Raw genomic sequence first — 9,544 nt, 5'->3', positions numbered from 1 at the left:
TTCATGGCCTTTTTGACTAGTCTGAATAAAGAACTGGTCTAGTAGAGCAGGTGTTGCACTTCAATTTTAAATCGAGGAACTTTTTTTATTAGCTTTAATTGATTAGCCACGACTTTTAGTGGTCGTGGTGTTGTTTTTTAACGCGCGTTTACGGGCAAGCTGACGGCGAATGAAGGAGTACCCCATTAGCGCCAGCGTCAGTAGGCCAACGATGATTGCCGCTTTCGTGAAACCAAAGATCCAAAAGAAAACCGCGATTGCGAGCGCACAATAGACTATTAGAAACATGGGACCCTCCTTCTTTCATGTCGACGTTTTTCAAGTTTATGAGTCTATTGTAACGAGTAAAAATTGCTATCTCGTGATTGAAATTTGAATTTTTTGTTAAGAGTGCTTTTATCAACGGGTTGACCATGAGCATGGCCTAGCCAAACAATTATCCGGTGTTTTTCCGGATGGTTGTTTGGCGTAGCAAGCGCAGTGGTCAGTTGATCAAAGCATGTTTCGACAAATAAAATAGAATGGCATTATTTAGCCCAATCAAGTCCTATCGCCGATGTCGACTCAACCGCCGTTCGTTGGCCAAAGCCAATTGTTCAGTTGTCAGTTGGTAAGTTTGGGCAGCCACTAATTTTGTGAGACCAACTTTTAAAGCGGCCAACTGTTCTTGATCACCAGCCGTTGCAGCTAATTTAGCCAATAAACTTTGCAACATTTTCACATTAGGGGTCAAGGTTTCGGTAACTTGCCGATCATATTGGGCTTGGGACAGACTATGGGTCTGCCAGCGGGTCACTCGACTAAGTAGGGTGAATAAATGAGTGGTTAATAGTTCGATTAAATAATCGCTTTCGTCAGCGGAAAATGTCATCAAAATCCCTCCAGATTAGGTTTTATTAAACTTTAGTGTAGCACAATTACATGATTGGTTAGTTCGCCGAAACAATCATTATTAACAAGCTACTCAAAAAGATGTGAATCCGGGGAAATCGTGAGAACTTGATCAAGAATCGTGGTAGATTATCGGTAATCGGTGAAGGGAGGAGATTAGGATGATTGGGCATGTGACTAAAATAAACATTAGCCTGAATCAAGGCATTTTAACCGATTTTCATGGACGGCATTTTAAGTTTGCGTTGTCAGCGGCACCACCAGTCGGGCCAATTCAGTTAGGTGAAGAATTTTATTTTACCCCTGAGCTAACGGCGGCTGGTTTAACGGCGGTTAAGATCAAGCAACATCATCATGATGGGACCCGGATGGTCGTTCCGGTTACGAATACGCCAGGGGGACCCCGGTTTGTGCGGATTGGTGAAATTGTCATTAACCTGGCACAAGTGCAATACTATGAGATGTCAACGACTCAAAATGAACTTCGGAATGGCTATGAGACGACGGCGCGCCATTTGTTAATCCAGATGAAGGGCGGTCGCCAGTTCAACTTTTATAACTGGGATAGTATTAACATTGATGAAGTCTTACAGACGTTAGAGATGCTACATACTGAAAATAAGAAGCTCGGCTAGTGGTTAATGTTACTCGGGGCACACAAAAAGGTCTACGCTAAACCGCAGACCTTTATTTTTTATTCGGTTCGTTTTTTGAAAATAAATAGCTTACTAAAGAACCAGTTAATGACCACAATGACGACTTGATCGATTAACTTAACTAGTAAAGGATTACCATGTAAGACGGAAATCCCAATGACCATGATGGCTTCATCAACACCCAAACTTAATAAGCGAAAGCCGAAAAACGAGCTGGCTTCTTTTAAGAGACTGCTTAAAGTCGGTGTCTTAGCGTCAAAGACCCACAGCTTATTTGTTACATAGGCGAATAGGACGGATAATAGCCAGGCAATGACGTTGCTGAGCCAATAAGGCCATTGGATTAAATCATTAAATAACCAGAAAACCACAAAGTTTACGACAGTCGTCAGACCACCAAAGATTAGATAAGCTAAAACGCTGTGATAGCGTTGCCATAGCTGTGTGATTAATTTTATCATGTCGTTACCCCAACTCATTTAGTCGCGGTTAGTCCGAGTTTAGTGACAATGACTGATTTGTCGTTAACCAAAATATAGTCAGTTATTTAACGCCGGACGGGCCTGAATTGGCTCAGTGGTGTCGTTTATCTTGGTCGGTGTTTTTCCGACTTAGATAAAGCCCGGCTTGTGAGACCGCTCTTTGGCTCACAAACGTGGCCACCACGTTCCAGCCGATTCTGGCCCAACCAGAGTGGCAAATTCAACTAGCACTAACCGTTTTTATTAATATTTTAATCCTAGCACAATTTGAGTGGGATAAAAGTGGCGAACGATTACTTTTCAGCTAAATCGTTAAAATAAGCTTCAAAAGTGGCTTGGGCATCACTTAATTCCGTAAAATGTTCGACGGCAACGGTTGTGTGGCCGAGTGTGGTTAAGGCTTGAACTTTAACGCTGAACGGCCGTGCACGATGGCGTTTTAGTGCCAGAATGATTTGATAGGTGACCTCACCATTAATAACGATGGTTTGACTAACAATAACGCCATTGGGTACTTTAAGTGTTGCTAACATGGGACCGCCTCCTCATGGAATATCCTCATTGTAGGCGCTCAATGTAAATTAACCACTTTGTTTGTGTAAATGTTGTGTAAAAGCGGTTGTTCGGCCACTTAACTGTTGGTAACAAGCAAATCTAACATTTGAGAACGCATTCATGAACGATAAATGTTAAAATAAAGATAGTAGATTGAAAGGGTGTGGCGCACATGTTACAAGAATATACGAATATTTTAGTTCCCATGGATGGTTCCAAGCAGGCGGAGTCTGCGTTAAACAAGGCCGTTGAAGTTGCCAAGCGTAACCAAGCCCATATTGACGTTTTATCAGTGATCGATCCCGGTCAGTTCGGTTACAATTTAGCCGGTTTAGCTGATGGTGATATTACGTATCAACTCGTTCAAGATTCAGAAGCTTATTTACAAAAAGCCGTTGACCAGATTAAAAAAGATGGCTTTGATGATATTGAATTTCATATCCGGATGGGGAGCCCGAAACCAATCATTTCGCAAGATTTCATCCGTGATCATCACAATGATTTAATCATGATGGGTGCTACTGGGTTGAATGCGATGGAACGGGTCTTAGAAGGTTCCGTTACCACTTATGTGCAACGCAATGCCTTAACTGATGTCATTGTCGTTAAAACTGATTTAAATAATACGCAATTAGCAAAATAGCCTCAAAAAAAGTTCTGACCATTGGCGGCCAGAACTTTTTTTGAGGCTATTTTTTAAGCTTAAGCTTTTGATTAAAGTAATAGGCAATGGCGCCCATGATGACGCAACCAACCATCATGGTGAGCATCGGCATAGTCGGATTAAAGTAGCCCGGCTGCGCATTAGCGTGGTAGCCCATTAAGAACTTCAGAAAATTGACAAGCCCGTCTAAATTATAATCGGAAGGGCTGGTCGACGTATTGGAAAGAAAGACCAACAAGAAGAAACCCAAAACAGGAATGGCGATAATGGCAATATTACGGGCGAACTTGGTTAGTAGGGCAAAGATACTGCCAATGGCCATCCCGGTTAGCCCTAGACCAATGAAGAAGATCCAGTTAAAGGCCATATAGCCTAAAATATTGACGAATAAGTTTGTGCCTAGAAAGTGGTCATACAAACTATAAACGGTTGTGTCTAAAAAAGCTTGACCACTGTGACCACGCGCTGGTGCGGTTACTAAGAAATTGTATAAAGCTGAGATGATTTCCATCCCGAAGCTCAAGCCAATCAGATTGATGACTTTGGCTTGACAATAAGTCTTCCGTGAAATGCCATTTTGAATAAATAGCTTGAAGTTATCATAGGTCAAAGACATTGTGACCAGGATAAAGAAGCCAAAGACGGCACCGATACCGAGGTCTGTTAAGGTACTGCCAAATGAATAGTGGCTTAAATTACCGGTCAAAATAGCAAATAACAATGGTAAGATGACGAATGCGACTAAGATAAACGCATAGGTCCGCCACAACAATTGGAGTTGCTCCATGAAGAGATAACGGGTGACTGCCCAGCGTTTAGTTGACATGTGCTGCGGCCTCCTTAGCATTTGTTAAGTTGACGAAGAGCTTTTGCAAGTCGAGTCGTTCCACGGTGACTGTATCAGGAATTGGCCGATTATCTTCCAAAGCACCATAGACATAGTTGGCGGTAATGCCACCGAGGTGATCTTGACCGATGATATTCAGGCCGCTTGTGTACGCGGTCACATCGGCGTCGGGTCCCGTAATCATGTAGGCCCGGTCTAAAATATCACTGACACTACCGTTCACTATAATTTGGTGTTGATCCAAGATAAAGACGTGTTCGATCAAGTTGGCGATTTCTTCGATTAAGTGGGTTGAAATCACAAAAGTCCGCGGGCGGTTCGTATAGCTGTCAATAAGTTCTTGATAGAAAAGTTCACGATGATTGGCATCCAAGCCTAAGACGGGTTCGTCTAAAAAGATATAATCGGCGGGGACACACAAAGCAATGATCAGCTTAAAGATGGTGCGATAGCCGGTTGACAGCTTACCAAAACGTTGCGTCAAATTCAGCCCGAATTTAGCGGCTAATTGGGTGGCATAGGCGCGGTCAAAATCACCGTAGAATAAAGCCGTGCTGTCAATCAACTTTTTTAAGCGACTATGGTCATTGTACATATTCACTTCGCTCATCAAGTATAGTTGGCCCAAAGTCTGGTCATTGTCGTGCAACGTTTCACCGTCTAGGGTTGCAGTACCACTAGTGGGAAAGAGACGATTGCTGATAATGTTCAGCAACGTACTTTTGCCCGCACCATTGCGGCCTAAGAGCCCATAGATCTTTTTCGGTTCGATGGTCAGGTTAAGATTGTCAAGGACTGTCTGCCCATGGAACTGCTGAGTGATAGCTTGCAGTTGAATACTCATTGTGTGGTAAACCCCCGTTCGATTAATTGTGCTAATTCTTGTTTCGTAATATGAAGCTTACGGGCTTCACTGACTAAGTTTTTCACGTAGTCGTCATAAAATTGATTGCGCCGTTTCTCAACGATTTGGGCTTGGGCGCCAGGGACAACGAACATCCCCACGCCACGTCGCTTTTCAATCAGCTGGGCGTCGACGAGAATATTCATGCCTTTTAAGACGGTGGCGGGATTAATATGGAACTCTTTGGAAATTTCGGTCGTCGAAGGGACCTGTTCACCTTCCGCAAAGCTTTGGGCGAAGATGGCTTCTTCGATTTGATCGGCAACTTGCAAGTAAATCGGTTCGGTACTATTAAAATTGAACTGCATATTTTCACCTCATTGCAGTGGGATAACCGTTATTTAGCTGCCAGCTTGTGGTGATGCGGGTTGGTTAATTGCCGTTCGGCGCGATCAATGCGGGCGGCGACCCAGCTTGATAGTAAGAGTAACAGCCCCAAGACTGCTAATAAGCTGTCTTGATGTTCAAAAACGGTCAAACTGGCTAATAGCCCATTAGTGCCTAGCCAAAGCAACGGCATCAGGCTCCCCAGCCAAAATGCGTGCCGATTCGCTAAACCATAGCGATGCAGCGGGGTAATAACGATTAATAACGCGACTAATCCAAAGTATACCATGATTCATCCCTCCTCCAAAAGGTTATTGCAAGACGATTCGTTGATAGATCTTGACGGTAATCAGATAGTAAATTAAATACAGACCAGCAAAAATGAGGAATGGTAACCAAATTCCCGTATAAGGTGAGGTGACCATTAAAAATTTAAACATTTGTAAGCCGAACAAAACATGAACGACGCCAACGATACCTGGCAAGATAAATAAGACGGCGATTTCTTTGCGAATTGCACCCGTCAATTGTCGATGGGTGGTGCCTAACTTATCGAGCATCTGGTAGCGATGTTGGTCAGCGGCGGCGCCAGACAAGATCTTGAACATTAAGCAACTGGCTAACATGGCAAGAAAGGCCACGCCCAAGAAGAAGCCCATAAATTGCAAGCCGGAATACATACTATTGATTTGTAAGTAAGCGGCGTAACGACCACCTAAGTTCGTCGCGACTTTGTAGTTGGCGTCATGTTTAGCTGCCGTTTTAACCAAACGTTTGAGTGCTGGTAAGTTGGCGATGACGTCTTTCGTAGCAAATACCGTTAATGTTTTTTCGGGTTGGGCCAACTTGTGATAAGCACTAGGTGTTAAGAAGACAGCGGCCTTTAGTTGATTGCCATCGGTTTGCAATTGACCTAACTGATAGCTGTACTGACTCTTTTGTAATTGTTTAGCTGAATTATCGACGGCTTTAAAGGCTAACTGATTTTTACCGCGCATGTTTAACGTGGTAAAAGGATGCGCATTGAATTCACTAGCTTGGTAGTAAACGGCTTTTTTAGCAACTTTAAAGTGATAATCGGTTTGTGTCTTTGGGTTTAAAGCGCGGATCTGATCACGTTCCGTTTTAGTTGGATTAACCAAAGCGAGATCATACGCGTTGCTGGCGTTAGCCATCATTGGCACTTGGCGATGGAAGCCCATCCCGGTTGTAATGGCACCTAAAGCTAAGGCAAATAATAAAGCCACGATTGAGAGAATCTTCGTATAGTTATGAATCCGGAAACTCAATTGGGATAACGTAAAGTTATTCAAGCCACGATGAGCAACAGCGAAGTGCTTCAGCCAAACAATCAAGCCAACAAAGATTGCATTGAAGAGGAAGTAAGTCCCCATGACAATTGTGACTAACGCAATCCCAATGCCGAGCATTTGCAGCTTATCTAAGTTGGCCATGGACCAATAGCCAACCGCGATGAGCAAGGTGCCACCAATAATTTGGATGGCCTGCCAAACGGGCTTAAGTTGTGGCCGATTGGGTTGGTCATTACTGTGTAATAGTTTTAAGGCCGGGGTCTTAGTCAAGGTGATTAAGTTAAATAAGCCAGCCAGCAAGAATAAGCCGACATATAAAATCAATGTCTTTAAAGCAGCCGGGAAGTACCAGGCGGCCAAGTGGTGCAAGGTCAGGCCCAGACTGTTAATTAGTAGCTGACTAATGCCCATCGTTAAGAGGGTGCCGAACAAGATACCGGCTAATGTCGCCACGACGCCAACGAGTAGCGTTTCAAGCCAAATCAGTTGGCCAATCTTACCTTTACGGGCCCCAACGAGCATAAAGAGACCGTAATCACGTTTGCGCATACTGAGTAAGAATGAATTGGCATAGCCGATGTAGACTAAGGTGATAATGGTTAGTAACACGGACCCAAATTGGAAAATGATACTGACTAGACTGATGCCGGTGTTGGCTTTTAAAAAGCTTTGGTTAGTGGCTAAGGCTTCAAACATATAGAAGATAGCGCTGGACATGATTAAGCCAGAAAAAAGGACTAAGTAGTCGCGCCAGCGGTTCTTGAAGCCGGTCATGGCAAGTTTAGTTAACATGGAAAGGCTCCTTTCTATTGTTCAAACGTCCCTAAAGTGTCAAGAATTTGTTGGTAAAAGTCTTTACGCGGCAAGTCGCCGCGTTTTAGTTCTTGGCCAATTCGACCATCCTTAATGAATAAGATGCGTTGGCAGTAGCTGGCGGAAAAAGGATCATGCGTAACCAGCAAGATGGAAACGGCCTGTTCACGATTGATTTTACTGAATAAGTCGAGTAATTCGCGCGCTGAGCTGGAGTCCAATGCCCCAGTAGGTTCATCACCGAATAACATGGCTGGTTGGTTAATGAGGGCCCGAGCCGCAGCGACCCGTTGCTTTTGACCACCGGAAAGTTCATTCGGATAGTTGGTCAAGAATTCAGCGATCCCCAATTGACTAGCGACATTTTCTACGGCCGGCTTAATCTGCTTCATGGCCACGTTTTGTAACGTTAATGGTAAGGCAATATTTTCATAAGCGGTCATCGTTTCGAGTAAGTTAAAATCTTGGAAGATAAAGCCGATTTCTTTGGCCCGGAAGTCTGCTAATTGATTTCCCTTTAAATGGGTAATCGGCTGTTGATGAATGGTGACCTCGCCACTAGTGGGTTGGTCCAAAGTTGCTAGCATATTCAGTAAGGTTGTCTTCCCAGAGCCAGAAGCTCCCATGATACCAACGAATTCCCCTTCGTTGACTGTAAAATCGATGCCCTTTAAGGCTTCATATTGTTTGCTGCCGGCTTTCCCGTAAGTCTTGTGTAGATTGGCAACCGTCATAATTGGTGTGTTAGGCATAATCAGTTCTCCTTTTAACGCTTCGTTTGTTATTTAGTTAATTACTTATGTAACTAACTATAAAGGCAGTCTGCCATTTTGTCAATGCTGTCTTTTTATTTTGGTTTTGATTAAGGCGATGAAGTCAACGGTACCAAGGATCCGTATGATTGAGGATTATATTTTGAAAGTTATTTGGGGAGAAATGAGGTTAGTTAGTGGGGAGCTTTTGAGGGCGTGTAACTAAGTTATGGCCTATGCTGGGTGTTGAATAATACTGATCAACTGCGTCCAGTAATTGCGATGTCATACAAAAATTCCTTCGTTATTGTCCGGTGACCGAGTATTGGTCATTTGACAATAACGAAGGAAGCATAGATGGTAAAGCAAAGTTAGCTGGTTTCACTTCTTATTTGAAATATTTTTGATAGTCTTTAATATAAGTCTGCATCGTGCGAGGGGCGTGACCCAGTAGCCTTTCAGCGTTGTGGTTGACTTTTCTGGCAGTAATCGTGCCAACTTGCTCAATAACATAAATCTGCACTAAAGTATTCGCAAACGTTTTGTTGAGTCCACGTTGTAGCATTGTTTTGCGGAATTTCAACAAGCTAGGCTTACTGTACGTATACTGAACATCAAGAAGTTCAGTCATTGTTTGAGCTATTTTCTGATATGAAAAAGCTTCTGGACCGGTGATGTCTATTTTTTGATTAAGGTATTGGGGGTCTAATAAGGTCACTCCCGCGATTTCGCCAACATCCCGTGTATCAATAAAACTAGTTCGAGAATTGCCTCCAGGAATGAATAGATCGTGATGGTTGTAGATGTCTTCATGATGCGTTGTATTGAGATTCTGCATGAAATAATTTGGTCTGATGAAAGTATAAGGAATATCCAGATCAAGAATCATTTTTTCGATCTTATGGTGTGGCATTATTGGCAGTATTTCGACACCTAAGAGGGAAATGAAGACTAATTGTTGAATCTGTTTTTGTTTAATGTAAGTTAAAAAAGGTAACATATCTTGTTTTGGCTTGGCTAATTGTGGTGGTCGAACAAAAAAGACTTTATTAACACCAGTCATCGTATCTTCAAAAGAGCTTGGATCTAAGAAATCAAAATATTTAATTTCGACGTTGTCAAATCCAGCGAATTTGATCGTTGCTTTATCAATGTTGTGTGTACCAGCAACGACCTTGACGTGTTGATGAGTTAAGTATTCGATTAAAGGCCAACCGATATTACCGGTTCCGCCAATTACCAAGATTTTATCTGCCATAATGAACTCCAATCCAAACTATAGAATAAAAGCATTTTACACGCTAAAAAATAATTATCAACGATTAACAATCTGACCGGTT

The 9,544-nt window shown here is 42.9% G+C and carries 13 protein-coding genes; 2 read left to right on the top strand and 11 right to left on the bottom strand.

Annotated elements, in window-relative coordinates; all coding sequences use genetic code 11:
* Positions 1 to 102: 102 nt before the first annotated feature.
* Both FFM77_RS07100 and FFM77_RS07095 read right to left on the bottom strand, forming a co-directional pair.
* The gene (locus tag FFM77_RS07100) at positions 103 to 288 is read right to left on the bottom strand and encodes a hypothetical protein (RefSeq protein WP_137635074.1); all 186 of its coding nucleotides are present in this window, start codon (positions 286 to 288) and stop codon (positions 103 to 105) included.
* Between the two features lie 259 nt (positions 289 to 547).
* A complete protein-coding gene (locus FFM77_RS07095; RefSeq protein WP_137635073.1) occupies positions 548 to 871 on the bottom strand; it encodes a hypothetical protein in 324 nt (107 codons plus the stop codon).
* A 181-nt stretch (positions 872 to 1,052) separates the two neighbouring features.
* On the opposite strand from FFM77_RS07095, the gene FFM77_RS07090 reads away from it, so the two are divergent.
* Positions 1,053 to 1,526, top strand: a complete 474-nt coding sequence (locus tag FFM77_RS07090) for a hypothetical protein (protein WP_137635072.1) — start codon at positions 1,053 to 1,055, stop codon at positions 1,524 to 1,526.
* 59 nt (positions 1,527 to 1,585) lie between these two features.
* Here FFM77_RS07090 and FFM77_RS07085 read toward each other — a convergent pair whose 3' ends face one another.
* Complete coding sequence (locus FFM77_RS07085) at positions 1,586 to 2,008, bottom strand: GtrA family protein (RefSeq protein ID WP_137635071.1); 423 nt, start codon at positions 2,006 to 2,008, stop codon at positions 1,586 to 1,588.
* Between the two features lie 314 nt (positions 2,009 to 2,322).
* On the bottom strand, positions 2,323 to 2,562 hold the full coding sequence (locus FFM77_RS07080) for a hypothetical protein (RefSeq protein WP_137635070.1): 240 nt from the start codon (positions 2,560 to 2,562) through the stop codon (positions 2,323 to 2,325).
* Positions 2,563 to 2,756: 194 nt separating this feature from the next.
* On the opposite strand from FFM77_RS07080, the gene FFM77_RS07075 reads away from it, so the two are divergent.
* Entirely contained in the window at positions 2,757 to 3,227 is a 471-nt protein-coding gene (locus tag FFM77_RS07075) for a universal stress protein (protein ID WP_137635069.1), read from the top strand.
* 46 nt (positions 3,228 to 3,273) lie between these two features.
* Here the strand turns inward: FFM77_RS07075 and FFM77_RS07070 are convergent, their stop codons facing one another.
* The 7 genes from FFM77_RS07070 to FFM77_RS07040 form a co-directional block, all read right to left on the bottom strand.
* Positions 3,274 to 4,074 (bottom strand): ABC transporter permease, encoded by an 801-nt coding sequence (locus FFM77_RS07070; protein ID WP_137635068.1) that lies wholly within the window; start codon positions 4,072 to 4,074, stop codon positions 3,274 to 3,276.
* A complete protein-coding gene (locus FFM77_RS07065; protein ID WP_137635067.1) occupies positions 4,064 to 4,939 on the bottom strand; it encodes an ATP-binding cassette domain-containing protein in 876 nt (291 codons plus the stop codon). The genes FFM77_RS07070 and FFM77_RS07065 overlap by 11 nt, the downstream gene beginning before the upstream one ends.
* The gene (locus tag FFM77_RS07060; RefSeq protein ID WP_137635066.1) at positions 4,936 to 5,307 is read right to left on the bottom strand and encodes a GntR family transcriptional regulator; all 372 of its coding nucleotides are present in this window, start codon (positions 5,305 to 5,307) and stop codon (positions 4,936 to 4,938) included. Before FFM77_RS07060 ends, FFM77_RS07065 begins: the two co-directional genes overlap by 4 nt.
* Positions 5,308 to 5,336: 29 nt before the next feature.
* Positions 5,337 to 5,615, bottom strand: coding sequence for a hypothetical protein (locus tag FFM77_RS07055; protein ID WP_137635065.1), 279 nt, complete (start codon positions 5,613 to 5,615; stop codon positions 5,337 to 5,339).
* Between the two features lie 22 nt (positions 5,616 to 5,637).
* Positions 5,638 to 7,431, bottom strand: coding sequence for an FtsX-like permease family protein (locus FFM77_RS07050; RefSeq protein WP_137635064.1), 1,794 nt, complete (start codon positions 7,429 to 7,431; stop codon positions 5,638 to 5,640).
* Between the two features lie 14 nt (positions 7,432 to 7,445).
* Positions 7,446 to 8,204 (bottom strand): ABC transporter ATP-binding protein, encoded by a 759-nt coding sequence (locus FFM77_RS07045; RefSeq protein WP_137635063.1) that lies wholly within the window; start codon positions 8,202 to 8,204, stop codon positions 7,446 to 7,448.
* 388 nt (positions 8,205 to 8,592) lie between these two features.
* Positions 8,593 to 9,462: an NmrA family NAD(P)-binding protein gene (locus FFM77_RS07040; protein ID WP_137635062.1), complete on the bottom strand. Its 870-nt coding sequence runs from the start codon at positions 9,460 to 9,462 to the stop codon at positions 8,593 to 8,595.
* Between the last annotated feature and the right edge of the window lie 82 nt (positions 9,463 to 9,544).

The organism is Lactiplantibacillus songbeiensis, assembly GCF_005405125.1.
GTDB lineage: Bacteria > Bacillota > Bacilli > Lactobacillales > Lactobacillaceae > Lactiplantibacillus > Lactiplantibacillus songbeiensis.
The sequence above is the reverse complement of the archived record's forward strand: the minus strand, read 5'-3'. Positions and strand labels throughout refer to the sequence as shown.

Coding starts and splice junctions, on each gene's coding strand:
- FFM77_RS07100 (WP_137635074.1), bottom strand. CDS start 288: ATGTTTCTAATAGTCTATTGTGCGCTCGCAATCGCGGTTTTCTTTTGG.
- FFM77_RS07095 (WP_137635073.1), bottom strand. CDS start 871: ATGACATTTTCCGCTGACGAAAGCGATTATTTAATCGAACTATTAACC.
- FFM77_RS07090 (WP_137635072.1), top strand. CDS start 1,053: ATGATTGGGCATGTGACTAAAATAAACATTAGCCTGAATCAAGGCATT.
- FFM77_RS07085 (WP_137635071.1), bottom strand. CDS start 2,008: ATGATAAAATTAATCACACAGCTATGGCAACGCTATCACAGCGTTTTA.
- FFM77_RS07080 (WP_137635070.1), bottom strand. CDS start 2,562: ATGTTAGCAACACTTAAAGTACCCAATGGCGTTATTGTTAGTCAAACC.
- FFM77_RS07075 (WP_137635069.1), top strand. CDS start 2,757: ATGTTACAAGAATATACGAATATTTTAGTTCCCATGGATGGTTCCAAG.
- FFM77_RS07070 (WP_137635068.1), bottom strand. CDS start 4,074: ATGTCAACTAAACGCTGGGCAGTCACCCGTTATCTCTTCATGGAGCAA.
- FFM77_RS07065 (WP_137635067.1), bottom strand. CDS start 4,939: ATGAGTATTCAACTGCAAGCTATCACTCAGCAGTTCCATGGGCAGACA.
- FFM77_RS07060 (WP_137635066.1), bottom strand. CDS start 5,307: ATGCAGTTCAATTTTAATAGTACCGAACCGATTTACTTGCAAGTTGCC.
- FFM77_RS07055 (WP_137635065.1), bottom strand. CDS start 5,615: ATGGTATACTTTGGATTAGTCGCGTTATTAATCGTTATTACCCCGCTG.
- FFM77_RS07050 (WP_137635064.1), bottom strand. CDS start 7,431: ATGTTAACTAAACTTGCCATGACCGGCTTCAAGAACCGCTGGCGCGAC.
- FFM77_RS07045 (WP_137635063.1), bottom strand. CDS start 8,204: ATGCCTAACACACCAATTATGACGGTTGCCAATCTACACAAGACTTAC.
- FFM77_RS07040 (WP_137635062.1), bottom strand. CDS start 9,462: ATGGCAGATAAAATCTTGGTAATTGGCGGAACCGGTAATATCGGTTGG.